This window comes from Williamsia sp. Y712, assembly GCF_059445525.1.
This window is the reverse complement of sequence record NZ_JCAIUN010000001.1, coordinates 2,408,461-2,426,914: the sequence shown is the minus strand read 5'-3', so window position 1 is coordinate 2,426,914 and position 18,454 is coordinate 2,408,461. Positions and strand designations below refer to the sequence as shown.

Annotated in this window: 17 protein-coding genes; 5 read left to right on the top strand and 12 right to left on the bottom strand. The window is 63.5% G+C overall.

Going from position 1 to position 18,454, the window contains the following annotated elements:
* Positions 1-26: 26 nt before the first annotated feature.
* Entirely contained in the window at positions 27-782 is a 756-nt protein-coding gene (locus tag AC1D75_RS11055; protein WP_495515272.1) for an acyltransferase, read from the bottom strand.
* Between the two features lie 102 nt (positions 783-884).
* Between AC1D75_RS11055 and AC1D75_RS11050 the strand changes: the two genes are divergently transcribed.
* Positions 885-2,222: an outer membrane protein assembly factor BamB family protein gene (locus AC1D75_RS11050; RefSeq protein WP_495515271.1), complete on the top strand. Its 1,338-nt coding sequence runs from the start codon at positions 885-887 to the stop codon at positions 2,220-2,222.
* Between the two features lie 14 nt (positions 2,223-2,236).
* Here the strand turns inward: AC1D75_RS11050 and AC1D75_RS11045 are convergent, their stop codons facing one another.
* A complete protein-coding gene (locus tag AC1D75_RS11045; protein ID WP_495515270.1) occupies positions 2,237-3,430 on the bottom strand; it encodes a class I SAM-dependent methyltransferase in 1,194 nt (397 codons plus the stop codon).
* 36 nt (positions 3,431-3,466) lie between these two features.
* On the opposite strand from AC1D75_RS11045, the gene AC1D75_RS11040 reads away from it, so the two are divergent.
* Positions 3,467-4,204 carry an HNH endonuclease family protein gene (locus AC1D75_RS11040; protein ID WP_495515269.1) on the top strand — a complete coding sequence of 246 codons (738 nt, stop codon included), beginning with the start codon at positions 3,467-3,469 and terminating at the stop codon, positions 4,202-4,204.
* 68 nt (positions 4,205-4,272) lie between these two features.
* Here the strand turns inward: AC1D75_RS11040 and AC1D75_RS11035 are convergent, their stop codons facing one another.
* Both AC1D75_RS11035 and AC1D75_RS11030 read right to left on the bottom strand, forming a co-directional pair.
* Positions 4,273-5,238 carry a class I SAM-dependent methyltransferase gene (locus AC1D75_RS11035; RefSeq protein WP_495515268.1) on the bottom strand — a complete coding sequence of 322 codons (966 nt, stop codon included), beginning with the start codon at positions 5,236-5,238 and terminating at the stop codon, positions 4,273-4,275.
* A 47-nt stretch (positions 5,239-5,285) separates the two neighbouring features.
* Positions 5,286-6,074, bottom strand: coding sequence for an enoyl-CoA hydratase/isomerase family protein (locus AC1D75_RS11030; RefSeq protein WP_495515267.1), 789 nt, complete (start codon positions 6,072-6,074; stop codon positions 5,286-5,288).
* A gap of 46 nt (positions 6,075-6,120) precedes the next feature.
* On the opposite strand from AC1D75_RS11030, the gene ligD reads away from it, so the two are divergent.
* Positions 6,121-7,086, top strand: a complete 966-nt coding sequence (gene ligD / locus AC1D75_RS11025; RefSeq protein ID WP_495515266.1) for a non-homologous end-joining DNA ligase — start codon at positions 6,121-6,123, stop codon at positions 7,084-7,086.
* 40 nt (positions 7,087-7,126) lie between these two features.
* On the opposite strand, the gene AC1D75_RS11020 is transcribed toward ligD, so the two are convergent.
* The 7 genes from AC1D75_RS11020 to ctaD (AC1D75_RS10990) form a co-directional block, all read right to left on the bottom strand.
* Positions 7,127-7,942 (bottom strand): NUDIX hydrolase, encoded by an 816-nt coding sequence (locus tag AC1D75_RS11020; RefSeq protein ID WP_495515265.1) that lies wholly within the window; start codon positions 7,940-7,942, stop codon positions 7,127-7,129.
* Positions 7,939-8,769 (bottom strand): ABC transporter ATP-binding protein, encoded by an 831-nt coding sequence (locus AC1D75_RS11015; protein ID WP_495515264.1) that lies wholly within the window; start codon positions 8,767-8,769, stop codon positions 7,939-7,941. Before AC1D75_RS11015 ends, AC1D75_RS11020 begins: the two co-directional genes overlap by 4 nt.
* A 70-nt stretch (positions 8,770-8,839) precedes the next feature.
* Positions 8,840-9,304, bottom strand: a complete 465-nt coding sequence (locus AC1D75_RS11010; protein ID WP_495515263.1) for a cupin domain-containing protein — start codon at positions 9,302-9,304, stop codon at positions 8,840-8,842.
* 39 nt (positions 9,305-9,343) lie between these two features.
* Positions 9,344-10,120: an aminoacyl-tRNA hydrolase gene (locus AC1D75_RS11005; protein WP_495515262.1), complete on the bottom strand. Its 777-nt coding sequence runs from the start codon at positions 10,118-10,120 to the stop codon at positions 9,344-9,346.
* 2 nt (positions 10,121-10,122) lie between these two features.
* Positions 10,123-11,385: a phosphoserine phosphatase SerB gene (gene serB / locus AC1D75_RS11000; protein ID WP_495515261.1), complete on the bottom strand. Its 1,263-nt coding sequence runs from the start codon at positions 11,383-11,385 to the stop codon at positions 10,123-10,125.
* Position 11,386: 1 nt separating this feature from the next.
* A complete protein-coding gene (ctaD, locus tag AC1D75_RS10995; protein WP_495515260.1) occupies positions 11,387-13,156 on the bottom strand; it encodes an aa3-type cytochrome oxidase subunit I in 1,770 nt (589 codons plus the stop codon).
* Positions 13,157-13,355: 199 nt separating this feature from the next.
* Positions 13,356-15,137, bottom strand: coding sequence for an aa3-type cytochrome oxidase subunit I (ctaD, locus tag AC1D75_RS10990; protein ID WP_495515259.1), 1,782 nt, complete (start codon positions 15,135-15,137; stop codon positions 13,356-13,358).
* A gap of 258 nt (positions 15,138-15,395) precedes the next feature.
* Between ctaD (AC1D75_RS10990) and AC1D75_RS10985 the strand changes: the two genes are divergently transcribed.
* Together AC1D75_RS10985 and AC1D75_RS10980 are read left to right on the top strand one after the other, a co-directional pair.
* Positions 15,396-16,373 carry an ABC transporter substrate-binding protein gene (locus tag AC1D75_RS10985; RefSeq protein ID WP_495515258.1) on the top strand — a complete coding sequence of 326 codons (978 nt, stop codon included), beginning with the start codon at positions 15,396-15,398 and terminating at the stop codon, positions 16,371-16,373.
* A gap of 104 nt (positions 16,374-16,477) precedes the next feature.
* Positions 16,478-16,969, top strand: a complete 492-nt coding sequence (locus AC1D75_RS10980; RefSeq protein WP_495515257.1) for a beta-class carbonic anhydrase — start codon at positions 16,478-16,480, stop codon at positions 16,967-16,969.
* A gap of 13 nt (positions 16,970-16,982) precedes the next feature.
* Here AC1D75_RS10980 and AC1D75_RS10975 read toward each other — a convergent pair whose 3' ends face one another.
* Positions 16,983-18,356: a DUF2252 domain-containing protein gene (locus tag AC1D75_RS10975; protein WP_495515256.1), complete on the bottom strand. Its 1,374-nt coding sequence runs from the start codon at positions 18,354-18,356 to the stop codon at positions 16,983-16,985.
* Between the last annotated feature and the right edge of the window lie 98 nt (positions 18,357-18,454).

Here is an 18,454-nt window from a genome sequence, read left to right as displayed (position 1 = left end):
ACAACGAGCGCAGGCCCCGTGTCCGGCTAGTGCTTCCGTGATGCCTGCGCGGCAGCCTTCTTACGTTCGATATCGGCCAGGGCACGCTCGAGTTCGGCACGCTCCTGCGCGTTCGATGCCCAGTCATCCTTGCGGTTCTTGACCACGCGGGCCGGTGATCCGACGGCGATGGAGAAGTCCGGGATCGTGCCCTTCACCACCGCATGGGCTCCCAGGACGCACCCGCGTCCGACGATCGTGTTGCGCAGCACGGAAACCTTGGTCGCGATCCAGGTGTCCGGGCCGACCCGCACGGGGCCCTTCACGATGCCCTGATCCTTGATCGCCACGGTGATGTCGTCCATCTTGTGGTCGAAGTCGCAGATGTACACCCAGTCGGCAACCAGCGTGGAGGCGCCGATCTCGATGTCGAGGTAGGCGTTCACGACGTTGTTCTGACCGAAGACGACCTTGTCGCCGATCCGCAACGAACCCTCGTGACAGCGGATGGAATTGCCGTCGCCGATATGAACCCAGCGACCGATCTCCATGCGGGCGAGCTCAGGGGTCGAATGGATCTCGACGTTCTTGCCGAGGAACACCATGCCCCGCAGGATGATGTGCGGATTGGCCATCTTGAACCGAAGCAACCGGAAGTACCGGACCAGGTACCAGGGGGTATAGGCCCTGTTCTGCACCACCCAGCGCAGCGAATCCCGGGTCAGGAAGCGGGCCTGCCCGTCATCGCGTCGCAGACCTGCACGCCACCGGCGACGCAGTGGCGCATTCCACATGCTCGTCATGGCTACGAAGACTAACGGGGGACGCCGATACCCGAGGTCGTGGGTCCCGCGCGATAGGCTCAGGCCCGATCAAGGCGAAGGGACGCAAGAATCACGATGAGGATGATGGAGACGCGGCCGAGCTCGACCACCAAACGGTCCGGGCGCCGGGTGAGTGCGCGGGCGGCCGCGGTGTTGGTGCCGATTCTCGCCGTACTCCTGAGCTCCTGTTCGGACGGTGTGGACGATGTCCGGTCCGTGGCCAGCGCGGGCTGGTCGAGCTACGGCGGCAACGCGCAGAACTCCAACTTCGCCTACCCCGAGATCCGGAGCGACCTGACGCTGTCGTGGTCGCGGCCGGTCGGTGGCCAGATCAGTGCTCCCCTGACGATCTCGGGGCGTTCCAATGTCAACGTCACCGCCACCACCGACGGCGGGTGCAACACCTTCCAGTTCGACCAGCGTGCCGGTCGCAAGAACTTCTGCAAATATCTCGGAGACGGTGTCGATCTGAACTCGATGCTCGTCGACCAATACGAGAACATCTACATCGGGCGGGCCGGGACGTTCTTCGGTCTCACCGGTAGCGGCGACACCAGGTGGCAGTTCGGTGTCGTCGGGGTCCCGTTGTCGGCCAAGTTCGCAAACCCCGGTTCGGTACTGATGGTCAGTCACCTCGGACAGGTCCTGCTGTTCGACTCCCAGACCGGCAAATTGCAGGCCCCCGGGATCGCATTGGTGCCCGGCGTCGACCCCACCAAACCACTCGAGGGTCTCGGAGACTGCATCACGGGCGGGCCGGCGTGCCCCGTTCAGGCACCACCTGCGGTCGACGATAACCGCGATCGCTTCTACCTCAACTTCTGGCCGAAAGGCGAGATCGCCTCTGGCGTCCGCGCATTCGACTACGGCGAGCAGGACGGCAGCCGCTCCATCCGCGAAGCCTGGAGCGCAGAGATCCCCGGTGGCGTGATCGGGCCACCGACCCTCTCGATCGACCGCTCCACGCTGTACGTGTTCAACCGCCTCGGCAGCATCTACGCGCTGGACGCGCAGACCGGTGAGCCGAAATGGGACTACTTCGTCGGTAACTTCGGCTTCGCCACGATGACGGTGGCCCCGGACGGCCTGTTCATCCCGACCGGACCGCTCAATTCCCCGGTCCGGGCGTTCCGCGACGAAGGCGATAAGGCCGTTCCGGTGTGGGAGCGCACCGATCTGCAATCGGTCAGCCTGGCAACGCTGACCAACTCGGGCACCGCGTGGACCGTGGTTCGAGAACCCGGCGAAGACAACCTCACCCTGACCGAGCTGGACTCCGGTGACGGCACCACCAAACGCACCCTCGAGCTTCCGCGCGCTGTCGGTTTCACCACCGGTGTTGCCGTATCCGCGTCGGGCCAGGTGGCCGTGGCCACCCATCTCGGCGAGGTCTTCTTTTTCGACTCTCCCAAGAACTGACACCGCTGCGCCGACTACGTGCGGCGAACCCCGGCCTCGCAGATGAACATGACCCCGCGACGGCCGATGCGGGTGATCACCACTGCCAGCGATCGTGAACCCTTGAGCTTCAGCCGCTTCCGAAGGGCATCGGGGTCGACGTCGATGCCGCGCACCAGGATCTCCAGTGCGCCGCAGTCGAGTTCGGCCAGTCGGCGTTTGAGCTGTTTCTCGGAGTAGGAAAGCTGTTCCAGCACCCGCCAGCCCCGCTCCCCGACCGGTAGTTCGTCGCCACTGAGGTATGCGATCTGGGGGTCGAGCTGCCACAGGTCGTGGGCTTTGGCGTAGTGCCGGACCAGACCCGCACGGATCACTGCGCCGTCGGGATCCATGATCCAGGTGCCTGCCTCATCAACACCGGCACTGTCGTCGGCGGCGTCGGTGATCTCGAATGTCGTACCTGTACCGGTCCGGATCACCGTGGCACGGCGCGTCACCCCAGGTGTCGGCTCGGTCCACAGGCAGGCCTCACGGACTCCTCCGTCGAGCGAAACCACCTGCACCTCACCGGTGAACCCATGGCGCTCCCGCAACAGGTCGTAGTCCAGACCGGGTGCCGACTTCACCACCAGTGGCTTGCCGGCATAGACGTCGAGGACGTCGAGCAGCGGCGGTTCGGTGTCCTCGATCCGGAAGCTGCGACGGCCACCGCTACGCCGGGCCGGGTCGGCGATGAACACGTCGGCATCACTGCTGGGCACCAACGCATCTGCCCGGCGCAGTGTCGCTGCGGGGACGTTGTTCTCGGCCATCGCCAATCGCACCTCGTCGAGGTCGCTGCCGATCACATCGCCGAGGCCGTCCTGCCGAGCCAGTGCGGCGAGGTCCGCGCCGATGGAACAGGTGACGTCGTGAACCCTGGCCCCCGGATAGCGGGCTGCCAGTTCGATCGCCCGGTGATCGGCCACTGGATAGGCGGTCGCCTGCTGCAACGCATCCGCGGTCAGCAGCAGTCGCTCGGGATCACGAAGTTTGCCAATCGCCTTGCGCCGCAACGTGACCGTCTCGACCAGCGCGGCCTGGTGTGGCGAGAACCTCCGTGCAAGTTTCTCGATGTCACCGAGCATCGTGTCGGGTTGCAGCACAAGCGAATCAGCAAACGCCAGGGCGCTGCGTCCGGCATCGGAACGCAGATATGCAACGTCGTCGATCGAGAAGTCGTAGCCCACGGGTATAACTGTAACGATGTCGAATTCGAGAAGATCGTGAGTAGTAAATCTCGGGGCGCGGGAATCCTGGCAGTTGTGATCGCGGCCGTGATCGGAGGAGTCGCCTGTACGGAAATATCCGGCGACACCCTCGTTTCAGCCCCGCCATCGGCCACACCGCAGCTCACCAACCCAATAGAAGCTGCCGCACCGGTATCAAGTGATTTCGACGCTGCCCGTACCCAATTGGAGATGCTGGCGGTCAAGGGCCGCGCACCCAAAACCGGTTACGCCCGTGACGAGTTCGGACAATCCTGGACCGACGACGTGAATGTGGAATTCGGTCACAACGGATGTGACACCCGCAATGACATCCTGCGCCGCGACCTCGCCGAGGTCACCGCCAGGCCAGGCACCCGGGAGTGTGTGATCCTGACCGGAGTGCTCGTCGATCCGTACACGGGCAAGACCATCGACTTCGTCCGCGGCGAAAAGACCTCTACCGCAGTGCAGATCGATCATGTTGTCGCATTGTCAGATGCCTGGCAGAAAGGTGCGCAGCAACTGACTCCCGAGCAGCGCACCGATCTCGCCAACGATCCGATGAACCTTCAGGCCACCGACGGACCCACCAATTCACGCAAGGGCGCCGGTGACGCCGCCACCTGGCTACCGCCGAGCAAGGCCTACCGGTGCACCTACGTGGCCCGCCAGATCGATGTGAAGGCCCGTTACGACATCTGGGTCACCGCTGCCGAAAAGGAAGCGATGACCCAGATCCTGACCACCTGCTGACCGAAGTTGGTGGGTTCTGGTGAGCGCGACCTGCGCATTTACTCGCCAGAACCCACCACTTCCGGTTTTTACTCGGGCTTGGTGCCCGTGATGATGACGTTGTAGAAGAACTTCGGGGGGACGACCTTGCGGAGGACGTTCTCGTCCAGCCAGGTGAGGTTCTTCCAGCCGCCGAAGGCGAAACGCGCCCAGCCCCAACCGAGCTTGCCGGGCGGAACCGCTGCCTCGAAGGTGCGCACCGGCCATCCGAGCATCGCTGCCGCGAACTCTTCGGTTGCGGTCCTCACATTCACCGCACCGGCCGAGCGCGACATCTGCTCGAGGTCACTCGGATCGAACGTGTGGATGTCGACAACCGCTTCGAGCGCTGCGGCCCGGGACGACTCATCGAGCTCCGCCTGCGGTCGGCGCCAGCTCTGCAGCGGACCGAACTTGGTGACGGTGGTGGTGGCAGCCCAGGTGGCCCGGGACAACCAGCGTGCGTAGAAGTCACCGATGGTCGACGGTTCGCCGGCGAAGATGAACCGGCCGCCCGGCTTGAGCACCCGGATGACCTCGCGCAGCGACTTCTCGACGTCCGGAATGTGGTGCAGCACAGCGTGCCCGACCACCAGATCAAACGTGTTGTCGTCGTACGGGATCGTCTCGGCGTCCGCGACGCGGCCGTCGACGTCCAGACCCAGGTGCTCGGCGTTACGCAACGCCACCTTGACCATGCCCGGAGACAGGTCGGTGACCGACCCCTTCTTGGCGATGCCGCCCTGCATCAGGTTCAGCAGGAAGAAACCGGTGCCACAACCCAATTCGAGGGCATGCTCGTACGGCAACGGCTCGTCGCCGGCCACCGCGTCGAAACGGCCACGCGCATAGTCGATGCAGCGCTCGTCGTAGCTGATCGACCATTTGTCGTCATACGACTCGGCTTCCCAGTCGTGATAGAGCACCTGGGCGAGCTTGCTGTCGTGCAGTGCTGCCTGCACCTCGTCCGCGGTTGCGTGCGGATTGGGTGCGGGATCGTTGGGAGACGAAGTCATACGCTCTACAACCACTTTCGCATCGATGTGCTTATTTACCGAGGTGCTTATTTGCCGACGAACTTGGCTTTGCCTGGACCGTTCTCGATGAACGAGGCCATACCGATCTTGCGGTCCTCGGTGGCGAACAGCGCCGCAAAGACGTGCTCTTCGATCTTCAGGCCGGTGGTCAGGTCGGTGTCCAGGCCTTCGTCGATGGCAGCCTTGGCGGCCGCGATCGCCACACTGGCCGCACCGCTGAACTGCGAGGCCCACTTGAGGGCGGCGTTGTACACCTCATCGGGTGCGACGACCTCATCGACCAGACCGATCTCGAGGGCTTCGGCGGCACCGACGAAACGTCCGGTGAAGACGAGGTCCTTGGCCTTGGCCGGTCCGATCAGACGCGCGAGACGCTGTGTGCCACCGCCACCGGGGATCAGGCCGAGCAGGACCTCGGGTACGCCGAGCTTCGCGTTGTCGCCGGCGATCCGGCGGTCTGCGCCGAGGACCACTTCGAGTCCGCCGCCGAGCGCGTAGCCGGTGATGGCCGCGACCGTGGGCTTCGGGATGGTCGAGATCGAACCGATGTCGCTCTGCAGCCGACCGGCCACCTTGCGCATCTCGGCGTAATCCATGTCGTTCATCTCTTTGATGTCGGCACCGGCCGCAAGGACCTTGGGTCCGCCGTAGACAACCACGGATTTGATGTCATCGCGCAGGGTCGCCTCGCGGGCGGCCTGCGCCAGTTCGGTCTGGACCTGACGGCTCAGCGCGTTCATCGGCGGGCGATTCAGAAGGATGGTTCCGACCCCGGGAAAGTCCTCAGAGGTCTGCAACGATACGAACTCAGGCATGCCTGGCAGGCTACCGGGTCCACCGCCGATACCCTACTGTCGGGTAATGGCAACAAGCTCGCACGGCGAGCCGGTTGAGGTCCAGGTCGGTGAGCGCCTCGTCCGCGTCTCGAGTCCGCAGCGCGTGTACTTCCCGGCGCGCGGTGAAACCAAGCTCGACCTCGTCCACTATTACCTTTCGGTCGGCGACGGCATCGTGCGCGCATTGCGGGATCGACCATGCATGTTGCACCGGTATCCAAAGGGGGTGGCCGGCCAGAAAGTCCATCAGAAGCGGATCCCCGCCGGAGCTCCCGACTGGCTCGAAACCGTCAACATCTACTTCCCCCGATACGGCAGGACCGCCGACGAAGTCTGTGTGACCGAACTGGGCAGCGTGATCTGGGCCGTGCAGATGTCGACCGTCGAATTCCATCCGTGGAACTCCCGCCGCTTCGACACCGAGAAGCCCGACGAGTGGCGGATCGACCTCGATCCGATGCCGGACTGTTCATTCGACCGGGTCCGCCGCAGCGCACACGTCGCCCATGAGGTGCTCGATGACCTCGGCATGCGCGGGTTCCCCAAGACCTCGGGCGGTTCCGGATTGCACATCTACGTCCGCATCGAACCCGAATGGGGTTTTGCCGATGTCCGGCGGGCGGCGCACGCGTTTGCCCGTGAGGTCGAACGCCGCGCACCTTCCGAGGTCACCACGACGTGGTGGCGCAAAGACCGCGACCCGACAACCGTTTTCGTCGACTACAACCAGAACACCCGCGACCACACCATCGCCAGCGCCTATTCGGTACGCGGCAACCCCGAAGGCACGGTCTCGACACCGATCACCTGGGACGAGATCGACGACGTCGAGCCTGCGGCGTTCACGATCGCCACCGTCCCGGCCCGCTATGCCGACCTCGGCGATCTACATGCCGAGATCGACGACAAGGCCTATCGCCTGGACACGCTGCTCGAGTGGGCCGACCGTGACGAGCGTGACGGCGCCGAACCCACACCCGATCCCGAATGACCGACGATCGCGTCGGTTTCGGCCCACTCGACGGGTCAGGTCACTTCAGGAACGTGCGCTCGACGCCGTAGACATCTTCTTCGTCGAACACGATCCGGACGTGTTCGCCGGTCGAGACGAGGGTGGGCTCGATGGCCTCGATGGTCCGCTCACGGCTGAGTGCTTCGTCGACGCTGCCGCATTCGGTCAGGTCGCGCAGTTGCGCCCAGGTCGGCGGCAGGAGCAGCGTGTTGCCCGCCTCCCAGTCCGCGAGCGCGGCCGCCGGTGTGCTCCAGCCACTCTCGGAGGCCTCGGTGGTCTCACCGTCGGCGTGCTGCCCCTGCGGAAGTACCGCAAGGAAGAACCGGGTGTCGTAGCGGCGGCGCTCCCCCAGCGGGGTTATCCAGTGTGCCATCGGACGCAGCAGATCGGCCCGCAACAGCAACTTCTGGTCGCGGAGGAACTGGGCGAACGACAGCGACTTGTCGACCAGCGCCGCACGCTCTGCGCTCAGGGCCGAGGTGTCGGGAAATGTCCCGTCGGCGTCGGCGGCCAGCAATACACCGCATTCTTCGAACAGCTCGCGGACCACCGCGCACACCAACTCTTGTGCGGTCGCCGGATCGGTGTGGAACTGATCTGCCCACCAGTGCTCATCCGGACCGACCCAGGCGAGGTCGGCCTCGGCATCGCGAGAGTCAACGCCGCCGCCGGGAAAGACGGTCACGCCGCCTGCGAAGTCCATGGCTTTGACCCGGCGCATCAGAAATACGTCGATCGGGGTCTCGGGTTGCTGATTCTCGCGAATCAGCACCACGGTCGCGGCACCGCGGATCGGGACCGATTCCGGATCCTCCGCGAAGGTGAACCTACTCATTCTGCACGCCGCCGATGCCCGCCCGCGCGGCGCGATCGCCTGGCGAAGTAACGGCCGCCCGACCTGGTCAGGACGATCGACTGGCTGAAGGCCGCCGACAGGTTCGCCGACGTCACGACGTCTTCCATGAGTCCCTGCGCCACCACCACGCCCTCCTTCAGCAGCATCGCGTGTGTGAACCCGTTGGGGATCTCTTCCACGTGATGTGTCACGAGAACGGTCGCGGGAGCATCGGGATCGGCGGCCAGCACCTCCAGGCGCGCCACCAGTTCTTCACGACCACCGAGGTCGAGTCCGGCCGCCGGTTCATCGAGCAGGAGCAGTTCGGGATTGATCATCAGCGCGCGCGCCACCAGCACTCGCTTGCGCTCGCCTTCGGACAGCGTGCCGAACTTCCGGTTGGCCAGATGCTCGGCGCCCATGGACTCGAGCATCTCCAGCGCCTGATCGCGATCGACCTGGTCGTAGACCTCTTTCCAACGCCCCAGGACCGCGTAACCGGCCGAGACCACCAGATCACTGACCACCTCGTCGGAGGGGATGCGATCGGCGAGCATCGCCGACGTCACGCCGATCCGCGCGGTCAGCTCCCGCACCTCGGTGCGCCCGACCGGCTCCCCGAGCAGAAACGCACTTCCGCTGCTCGGATGGGTCTCGGCGGAAGCCATCCGCATCAGCGAGGTCTTGCCCGCGCCGTTGGGTCCCAGGATCACCCACCGTTCGTCGAGTTCCACCTTCCAGGTGATGGGCCCGACGAGGTTGTTTCCCTCACGTCGCAGCACCACATCTTCAAAGTCGATCAGCAGGTCTGGATCCGTTTCACGCACCCCCCTATCGTGCCGCACGGCATTGCCTCACACGGCGCCCAGGTTGGAGTGTCGGGAAACGAAACGAAAATCAGTTCTGCCCGAAATCGGGTTCGACCATCGAGAAATCGGCAAAATCGAAGCCGGGCACCACAATACAACTCACCAACGACGCCTCATCGCCGTGCGGCGAAGCGCGCTGCCATTGACCGGGTATCACCACAAATTGGGGATGGTGACCGGCGAGCACGTCCGATCCGACGTACACCGTGTGTTCATCCGCCGGCGCGGCGCCAAGACCTCCCAGGCCCAACGCCACCGGAGCACCCCGGTGATGCAGCCAGATCTCGGACCCGCGCACGGTATGCCACGCCGATTGTTGTCCGGGCATGAGCAGGAAGAGGATCGCAGTGGCGCCCGGCCGGCCGGCAGGATATCCCTGCGGTAGCACCGATTTCGGGATGGTCAGATCACTGATCCAGGTCTGGCGGTAGAACCCACCTTCCGGGTGTGGAGACAGATCGAGGTTCACAGCCCAGTCCGGAAGTTCGGTCATGGATTCGAGCCTAGTCACCCGCGGCGGCCGTCGCAGACCTCATAGCGCGGCGATCACGGTCACCGAACCCGGTGCGATCTCGGTGAATCCGGCATCGCGGACCGCGACTGCCGTTCCGCCGGCATCGGCCGACAGCAACTGTTCCCACCGCGATTTCGACGACATCCGGACGCGAACCGGGCACCCGTCAGAAAACCATTGCGCTGCTTGACCGAGATCCATCAGTTTGACCGCCAGCATCGACGCATGACCGACCTGTGCCGCCAGCTTGCCCACCGACATTTCCAGGGTCGGGTTGACCCACAGGGTCGGACGGCGGGCATCAGCGTCGACATCGGATGGCGGGTCTTCGCCGCGATCGTCGACCTCGGTACCACCGATCTGTAGTCGCGCGATCCGGCGATCGGTCTGACCCACCGGGCCCGGCACGATCGCTCTGGCCTGCGCCGACCCGTACGTGGCGGTGACCCCCTGAACATCCTGAGCCGCTTCCCAATGCGCGCCGCGGGCACGGCGGGCGATCTTCCGGATCCGGGCATCGCACCAGTTGTCCATCGCCGCCGCCCACGGACCACCCGGCCCGCTGCGCTCATCGAGACATAGCAGCGCCACCGCGGATGCGGCGGCGGTGAGCAGGTCGATCCGGTCAACCGGCTCCGACTTCGGGATGTGCAACACCATCTGCATCGCCAACACCTGTCCGGGATCGTCCGGATCGCTGTGTCCGCCAACGTATCCGACCAGGCGTTGGTAGCGCTGCCCGAACGTGTCCGGGCGCTCGACGGCGTCCGGATCCTCCGGAACTTCGTGTCCCATCGTCAACGGAGCGGAACGCGACGCAAGACACCATCGATGGCGTCTGCTGCTTCGATCTCGTCGCGCGTGACGCCGAGGATGAAGAGCACCGCGTCGAGGAACGGATGGGACAGCGCCGCGTCGGCAACTTCCTTCAGAGCCGGTTTGGCGTTGAACGCGATCCCCAATCCGGCGACCGTCAGCATGTCGATGTCGTTGGCACCATCACCCACGGCGATCGTCTGCTCCATCGGGACGCCCACGCTGTCGGCGAAGGCCCGCAGCGCCGTGGCCTTGCCGGCCCGGTCGACGATCTCGCCGGTCACCCGGCCGGTGAGTTTGTTGTCCGGGCCGATCTCCAGGGTGTTCGCCTTCACGAAATCCAGTTCGAGTTCGTGCGCCAGCGGTTCGATGACCTGACGGAAACCACCCGAGACCACGCCACAGTGGTAACCCATCCGGTGCAATGTGCGAATGGTCGTGCGGGCACCCGGCGTCAGCTCGAGTTCGTTCGCGACCTCGTCGAGGACGGACACGTCCAGACCCGCGAGCGCCTTGACGCGCTGATGCAGCGACTCGGCGAAGTCGAGTTCACCGCGCATCGCGGCCTCGGTCACGGCGGCGACCTCGGCCTCACGCCCGGCCCGGGCAGCGAGCATCTCGATGACCTCACCCTGGATCAACGTCGAGTCGACATCGAAAACAATGAGTCGTTTTGCGCGTCGGGCCAGGCCACCGCGCTCGACGGCCACGTCGATGCCGTACTGACTCGCGATACCGGCCAGGCCCTTGCGGAGCGCGGCGTCGGCGGCGACACTGTCGCGGTCGACGCTGATCAGGAGTTCGAGCCCGGTGACCGGATAGTCGGCGATGCCGCGGATCGAGTCGATGTTGCAGCCCTGGCGGGCCAACTCCCCGGCGAGTGCACTGAAACCCTTTGCACTGACCGGACTTCCGAGAACAACCACCGCATGGGTCGAGAGCCGCCGGGTTGCGTTGTCGGCGCCGACCTCGACGGTGACGTCGATGCCCACCGAATCCATCGCCTGCTCGACGACCTCTTGGAGTTCTTCGCTGTCGCCGAAGCATTTCACCAGGACACCCAGCGTCAGGCGCGCCCGGATCACGACCTGTTCGACATCGAGAATGCTGACCTGCCGGTTAGACAATGCTCCGAACAGCACTGAGCTGACGCCCGGTTTGTCGTGTCCGGTGACAGTGATGAGGACAGTGGTTCCTTCGGTACCCGCGGACGCATTGGCACCGGGGTTGATGTTGCTGGTCACGTCAGTTCTGATCGGATTCTGTGGAGGATTCGTGGCTACCGACCTCGAGCGGCCCGTGCTTGGCCGCTTCGGCTTTCTCACTGGTGTGACCCACATGGGCTTCGTCGCGCATACGTCCAACCATATGCGGGTAGTGCAATTCGAATGCAGGCCGCTCCGACCTGATGCGCGGAAGCTCGGTGAAGTTGTGCCGCGGCGGCGGACACGTAGTAGCCCATTCGAGCGAGTTGCCGAAGCCCCACGGGTCATCGACGGTGACAACCTCGCCGTAACGGTAACTACGGAACACATTCCACAGGAACGGCAACGTCGAGACACCGAGGATGAACGCACCGATCGTCGAGACCACATTCAATTCGGTGAATCCGTCGGTACTCAGATAGTCCGCGTAACGACGCGGCATACCCTCACCGCCGAGCCAGTGCTGCACCAGGAACGTCATATGAAAACCGATGAATGTCAACCAGAAGTGGATCTTGCCCAAACGCTCGTCGAGTAACCGTCCGGTCATCTTCGGGAACCAGAAGTAGATGCCCGCGTAGGTGGCGAACACGATCGTCCCGAACAGCACGTAATGGAAATGCGCGACCACGAAGTAGCTGTCGGTGAGTTGGAAGTCGAGCGGTGGACTCGCCAGGATCACACCGGTCAGACCACCGAACAAGAACGTGACGATGAAGCCGACCGCAAACATCATCGGCGTCTCAAAAGTCAGATGACCCTTCCACATCGTGCCGATCCAGTTGAAGAACTTCACGCCGGTCGGCACCGCGATCACAAACGTCATGAACGAGAAGAACGGCAACAGCACCGCACCGGTGGCGTACATGTGGTGCGCCCACACCGCCACCGACAGCGCCGCGATCGCAAGGGTCGCGTAGATGAGCGTGGAGTAGCCGAAGATCGGCTTGCGGCTGAAGACCGGGAAGATCTCCGAGACGATGCCGAAAAACGGCAGCGCCACGATATACACCTCGGGATGGCCGAAGAACCAGAACAGGTGCTGCCACAAGATCACCCCACCATTGGCCGGGTCGTACAGAACCGCATCGAACTGGCGGTCGACCTCGAGTCCCATCAGAGCTGCGGTCAGCAGCGGAAACGCCATCAAAATCAGGACACTGGTCACCAAAATGTTCCAGGTGAAGATCGGCATCCGAAACATCGTCATACCCGGCGCACGCAAGCAGGCCACCGTGGTCACCATGTTGACCGCACCGAGAATGGTGCCCAGCCCCGACACACCCAGCCCCATGATCCACAGGTCGCCGCCCGGTCCGGGCGAATGGATCGAATCAGTCAAGGGCGTGTAGGCAGTCCAACCGAAGTCAGCCGCACCACCAGGGGTGATGAAGCCGAGCAGCGCAACGGTCGAGCCGAACAGGAACAGCCAAAAACTGAACGCATTCAGTCGCGGGAACGCAACGTCCGGAGCACCGATCTGCAGCGGAAGCACAACATTGGCAAAACCGATGACGATCGGAGTCGCATACATCAGCAACATCACGGTGCCATGCATGGTGAAAAGCTGGTTGTACTGCTCGGTCGACAAGAACTGCAGACCGGGAACAGTGAGCTCGGCGCGCATCAACAGCGCCATCAAACCGCCGATGAGAAAAAACGCAAAACAGGCGACCAGATACATGATGCCGATCAACTTGTGATCGGTGGTCGTCAACATTTTGTAGAGGAACGTCCCCTTGAGCCCCGTGCGCTGGGGGTAAGGCCGCACCGGCACAACCAAGGTCGTGGGCTTGTCTACCGCAGTCATGGGGTTCCCCCTACCTGCACAGGTCGGACGCGATCTGACCCATTCTCGATCAGTGACCGCGACTCACGAGCTCGGCACGATTCTTGGATCTGATCGTAAACCCAAACGACAACAGAAACCGGCCATCTCCTACGAACTGTAGGAGATGACCGGTTTCAGTTTGTCAAAGACCTGGGGTCAGCCTGTTAGAGACCTGAGGTCAACTCGGATCCGGATCCGAAGACGCCTCGTGGCTGCCGACAGTCAGCGGTTCGCGACGCGCCTTCTCTGCGTGGTCGCTGCTCTTCCCGTGGCCGGGTCCGACATGAGCCTCGTCGCGCATGCGATCGATCATGTGCGGGTAGTGCAGCTCGAACGCAGGCCGCTCCGAACGAATCCGGGGAAGCTCGGTGAAGTTGTGCCGCGGCGGCGGGCAGCTGGTGGCCCATTCGAGCGAGTTGCCAAAGCCCCACGGATCATCGACGGTGACAACCTCGCCGTAGCGGTAGCTACGGAAGACGTTCCACAGGAACGGCAGGGTCGAGGCTCCGAGGATGAAGGCACCGATCGTCGAGACCACGTTGAGCATGGTGAATCCGTCGGTACTCAGATAGTCCGCGTAGCGGCGAGGCATGCCCTCGTTGCCCAGCCAGTGCTGGACGAGGAAGGTCATGTGGAAGCCGATCATGGTCAACCAGAAGTGGATCTTGCCCAAACGCTCGTCGAGCATGCGTCCGGTCATCTTCGGGAACCAGAAGTAGATGCCGGCGTAAGTGGCAAACACGATGGTGCCGAAGAGCACGTAGTGGAAGTGTGCGACCACGAAGTAGCTGTCCGAGAGGTGGAAGTCGAGCGGCGGGCTGGCGAGCAGCACACCGGTCAGACCACCGAACAAGAACGTGATGATGAAGCCGACCGAGAACAGCATCGGCGTCTCGAAGGTCAAATGCCCCTTCCACATCGTGCCTATCCAGTTGAAGAACTTCACACCGGTTGGCACTGCGATGAGGAACGTCATGAACGAGAAGAACGGCAGCAACACCGCACCCGTGGCGTACATGTGGTGCGCCCAGACCGCGACAGACAGTGCCGCGATAGAGAGCGTGGCATAGACCAGACCGCTGTAACCGAAGATCGGCTTACGGCTGAAGACCGGGAAGATCTCCGAGACGATGCCGAAGAACGGCAGCGCGATGATGTACACCTCGGGGTGCCCGAAGAACCAGAACAGGTGCTGCCACAAGATCACACCACCATTGGCCGGGTCATACAGGTTCGCACCGAACTGACGGTCGACTTCCAGACCCATCAGAGCTGCGGTCAGCAGCGGGAACGCGAGCAGGATCAGGACGCTGGTCACCAGGATGTTCCAGGTGAAGATCGGCATGCGGAACATGGTCATACCGGGTGCGCGGAGGCAGACCACGGTGGTGATCATGTTGACCGCGCCGAGGATGGTGCCAAGACCGGACACGCCGAGTCCGAGAATCCACAGGTCGGCGCCGGCGCCGGGCGAATGCACTGCGTCGGTCAGCGGCGTGTAAGCCGTCCAACCGAAGTCAGCTGCACCACCGGGGGTGATGAAGCCGAGCAGCGCAACGGTGGAGCCGAACAGGAACAGCCAGAAACTGAACGCATTCAGTCGCGGGAACGCAACGTCCGGAGCACCGATCTGCAGCGGAAGAACGACATTGGCGAAGCCGATCACGATCGGGGTCGCATACATCAGAAGCATCACGGTGCCATGCATCGTGAACAACTGGTTGAACTGCTCTGTCGACAAGAACTGCAGGCCGGGAGCGGCGAGCTCGCTTCGCATCAGCAGGGCCATCAGGCCACCGATGAGGAAGAATGCGAAACACACAACCAAGTACATGATGCCGAGCATCTTGTGATCAGTTGTCGTCAGCATCTTGTAGATGAACGACCCCTTTGGCCCCGTGCGCTCGGGGTAAGGCCTCACCGGAACCACCTGCTTGGTGGGCTGGTCTACCGCGGTCACTGATCCTCCTACCTGCGTGGCCACTCCGGTCCGTCGCGGCGAAAAATCTTCCGCTCACGACATGAGGGCACGGCGATGAATGTGCGCTGTGAAGATGGTAAACCCTCCCTTGCGAAGCAGCTGCGCGGGCTCCTACGAACTGTCGTATTTCGATGCGGTGCTCTCGATCCGGCGTACCGAGGGCAACCTTTGCCAAAGGGGTCAGTGCTAGTTTGGTCGGGAATTCGACCACCTCCAGACAACATCGAAAGAGTGGCAGTGAGCGATGTGATCCGCCCTCGGCGCGGCATGGCGGTGTTGGCATTGGCAGCGTTGGTCAGTGTCGGCGTGACCGGTTGTATCGACTCGACGGTGCCCGGTGGCGAGGGTTCGGTCGAAAGGACCACCTCCCGCGTTGCCGCGGTCGATCTGGTCGACCCAGATCGGGATGCCGACACGACCTGTCAGCCGACTGCCCCGCTCGACCCCGGCGCACCCGATCCGCTGCGGATCCTGGTGGCCGACCCGAGCCTGCTCGACGCGTTGTGCGCGCTCGGGCTCCAGGAGCGTGTGGTCGCGACGACAACTACCGACGGCACGCTGCCGACCTATATGGGCGATACGGTGCATTCGTTGCCCACCATCGGCGACGTCGCAGACCCCGATACCGCCAAGGCTGCCTCCACCGACCCCGATCTGGTGCTGACGGTCGGGAACTCCCCTCTCACCGCCGCACTCGGCGATGTCCCGGACGCAACAGTCGATCCGAGAGCGGACTGGAAGCAACGGTTTGTCGCGGTCTCGGCCGCGGTCGGACGGACCGAGGCCGGAGACGAACGGCTACAGGGATATCTCGACACCGCCGCGACCATCGGGAAACGCAACGGAGCTCGATTCACCCAGGTGTCCCTGGTGCAGTTCACCGCAGATTCCACCATCGTCATGGGCACCGACACGTTTGCCGCGCGGGTCTTGACCGACGTCGGCGCACAACGTCCCCCGGGTCAGCGTGAACCCGAACCAACAGTGCTCGATGACAAGAACTTCGAGATCGCCGACGGCGACATCATCTACATCGGCTTCGACGGCCCCGAAGGCCAGGACTACGGCACGTCGGTTCTGGAGACCGATCGCTGGCTCGACATGGGCGCGCCCGCCTGGGGTCGCTCGCGGATCGTCGAAGATCAGGTCTGGTTCGGTAGCGGTGGACTCTGTGCTGCCAACATCGTCCTGCTCAACCTCCGCGGCTCCCTCTGAAACTCCCCTAAAACCGGGTTCATGCAGGTCAGCGCCACGAAACGAATTGCGATCACGGTGAGGGCAACCTTGTGCCCGGCGCATGCGGGGATCAGCATGAGTGCATGACTGTTACCGACGAATACCTGGAGAACAACCGCGCATACGCGGAGACCTTTTCCGGACCACTACCACTGCCGCCGAGTCGTCACGTCGCGGTGCTCGCCTGCATGGATGCCCGGCTCGACGTCTACCGCATCCTCGGACTCGGCGCAGGCGAAGCCCATGTCATCCGCAACGCAGGCGGCGTGGTCACCGATGACGAGATCCGATCCCTGGCCATCAGCCAGCGACTGCTCGGGACCACCGAGATCATCCTGATCCACCACACCGACTGCGGAATGCTGACGTTCACCGACGACGAGTTCAAACGCGGCATCCAGGACGAGATCGGCGTCAAGCCGCCGTGGTCGGCCGAGTCCTTCCCCGACCTGGACGAGGACGTCAAGCAGTCACTCACCCGGATCGAGAACTCGCCGTTCATCACCAAGACGACGTCGTTGCGCGGCTTCGTCTTCGATGTCGCCACCGGCAAACTGGGCGAAGTCACGCGCTGACGCCGACGCACCTTCACGGGACGTCCGGCCAGCCCTTCTCCGACGGAATGTCGCCGTTCTCGACCGCCCGGGCCAACTGGGCATGGTCGGCGGCATTCTGGTCGGCGTAGGCGCTGGCGAAGGCGACAAGCGCATCTTCGGCCTTGTGGCTGTGACCCAGGTAGTTCGCGATCGCCGCCGCATCCCCGCTCCGCGCATGCGCACGCGCCAGAACATGTCCGCAGGCAGCGGCGAATCGTGGCAGGACCGGGGCAACACCCTCGCCTTTCGGTATCACCTTCCCGTCCCGGTACTGCCGGACGTAGAAGTCGAGATCCAAGTTCAGCTCGGGATACTGAAACGACGTCCATCCCACGAACATGTCGGTTGCACTTTGAATCAGGTGTTGCCCCTGCACAACTCGGGCACCGTGATTGTCGTACTTGCTCTTGCCGAGGAACTGTTCGTAGACCGATGGTCCGGCTTGTTTGATCTGGAGGAACAACGGGTCCCCGGTGCGCTGCTCTTCGAGGAGGGTCAAGAACACCCGCATCCCCACGCTGCCGACACCGACCACCTGCCGCACCGCGTCGACGGCGTCATATCGGGCGAGGAGGCTTTCGAGATGGTCCGGGACCGACTTGTGATATTCGGCGAGCACGCTCCGCAGAATCTGCTCGGCGGCATCGCCGAAGCGGTGGGTGCGGTACGGCGGGTCTTCGGTGATCCTTCGCCGGCCTTCGACCGTCGTGAGGAGCTTCTTCGACGCACCCCGACTGGTGCGCTTGCGCGCCCGGCTCTCGATCAATTCGTCGAGGGCCTCCTCGTTTTCCTTTTTCGCATACTGGAGTAGCTGCTCGACCTCGATCCGGTCATACCAGACATCGATCTGCGGCATCTCGGAGTAGTGCTTGATGTTCTTGCGATAACTGCGATAGGCGTGTCGAACCGCCTCTTGCCCAGCCGATTCCGTCAACCCGTTGTCCCGTGCCAACACGATCACACTGGCGAGGTAGCGCTTGAGATCCCATTCGAACGGTCCTGGCAGGGTCTCGTCGAAATCGCGGAGGTCGAAGACCAGATGCCGCTCGGGCGAGATCCACATCCCGTAGTTGAGGATGTGGGCGTCGCCGCACATCTGAACCATGATCCCGGTGTGCGGTGTGGACGCGAGATCGGCAGCCATCACCGCAGCAGCGCCCCGATAGTAGGTCCATGGCGAGTGGCTCATCCGCCCATGTCGGATCGGCAGCAGATCGGGGGCGCGAATGTCGCTCTGCGCCAAGATCGTTGCCAGCGCATCATGCCCCCGTTTGGCGGGGTCCCACTGCCCCAGCTCGCGCCGGGAAACACGCGTCCGGGAGTCGCGGCCAACCTGTGAGTCTTGGGAAACCGAAGCAATCGTCATTTCTGCACCTCGCTGCACCTGGGTCACTGCCAAGTATTGCAGCCAGAGGCCGTCAATATCGGAAAGACTCCAGACCCACCCGGGGCGCTCGGATGATC

Coding starts and splice junctions, on each gene's coding strand:
- ligD (WP_495515266.1), top strand. CDS start 6,121: ATGGCAACAAGCTCGCACGGCGAGCCGGTTGAGGTCCAGGTCGGTGAG.
- AC1D75_RS11010 (WP_495515263.1), bottom strand. CDS start 9,304: ATGACCGAACTTCCGGACTGGGCTGTGAACCTCGATCTGTCTCCACAC.
- AC1D75_RS11055 (WP_495515272.1), bottom strand. CDS start 782: ATGACGAGCATGTGGAATGCGCCACTGCGTCGCCGGTGGCGTGCAGGT.
- AC1D75_RS11020 (WP_495515265.1), bottom strand. CDS start 7,942: ATGAGTAGGTTCACCTTCGCGGAGGATCCGGAATCGGTCCCGATCCGC.
- AC1D75_RS10975 (WP_495515256.1), bottom strand. CDS start 18,356: ATGACGATTGCTTCGGTTTCCCAAGACTCACAGGTTGGCCGCGACTCC.
- AC1D75_RS11030 (WP_495515267.1), bottom strand. CDS start 6,074: ATGCCTGAGTTCGTATCGTTGCAGACCTCTGAGGACTTTCCCGGGGTC.
- ctaD (WP_495515260.1), bottom strand. CDS start 13,156: ATGACTGCGGTAGACAAGCCCACGACCTTGGTTGTGCCGGTGCGGCCT.
- AC1D75_RS11005 (WP_495515262.1), bottom strand. CDS start 10,120: ATGGGACACGAAGTTCCGGAGGATCCGGACGCCGTCGAGCGCCCGGAC.
- AC1D75_RS11050 (WP_495515271.1), top strand. CDS start 885: ATGATGGAGACGCGGCCGAGCTCGACCACCAAACGGTCCGGGCGCCGG.
- AC1D75_RS10980 (WP_495515257.1), top strand. CDS start 16,478: ATGACTGTTACCGACGAATACCTGGAGAACAACCGCGCATACGCGGAG.
- AC1D75_RS11035 (WP_495515268.1), bottom strand. CDS start 5,238: ATGACTTCGTCTCCCAACGATCCCGCACCCAATCCGCACGCAACCGCG.